Source organism: Stenotrophomonas sp. GbtcB23, from assembly GCF_019091045.1.
In the GTDB taxonomy this organism is placed as follows: Bacteria; Pseudomonadota; Gammaproteobacteria; order Xanthomonadales; family Xanthomonadaceae; genus Stenotrophomonas; species Stenotrophomonas rhizophila_A.
This window is the reverse complement of record NZ_JAGXKC010000193.1, coordinates 1-480: the sequence shown is the minus strand read 5'-3', so window position 1 is coordinate 480 and position 480 is coordinate 1. Positions and strand designations below refer to the sequence as shown.

The 480-nt window shown below is 65.2% G+C and carries 1 protein-coding gene; it reads right to left on the bottom strand.

Annotated features, from left to right (window positions below; all coding sequences use genetic code 11):
• Window positions 1-480, bottom strand: a 480-nt coding sequence (locus tag KVS69_RS18755; RefSeq protein WP_217539486.1) for an efflux RND transporter permease subunit, incomplete at both ends; no start/stop codon positions are given.

The window sequence follows — 480 nt, the reverse complement described above, 5'->3', positions numbered from 1 at the left end:
GGACCAGCAGGCATGCCAGCGCTACGACCAGGAACTCTTCACCAAGCTTATGGGTGAGGTTGCGTACCGCATCCTGGATTAGCACGGAGCGGTCGTACACCGCCACCACTTCCACGCCTTCGGGCAAGCTGGATTGCAACGCCTGCAGTCGCGCTTTGACGTCCCGAATGGCCCCCAAGGCATCCTTGCCGGTCCGCAGGACGATCACGCCGCCGGCCACCTCACCTTGACCATCCGACTCTGCGATACCACGACGGAAGACCGGCCCGCGACTGATCGTGGCCACCTCGCCGAGCAGGACGGGGATGCCGTCGTTGCCGGTTACCGGCACCTGTTCGAACGCCTCCTGTGTGCGCAGGTAGCCTTCGCTACGCACCATCAGTTCGGCTTCGCCTTGTTCGATCACGGAGCCCCCGGTAGCGCCGTTGGCCGCATCCACCGCCTCGATGAGCTCGGCCACCGACAGTCCACGGGCCGCCA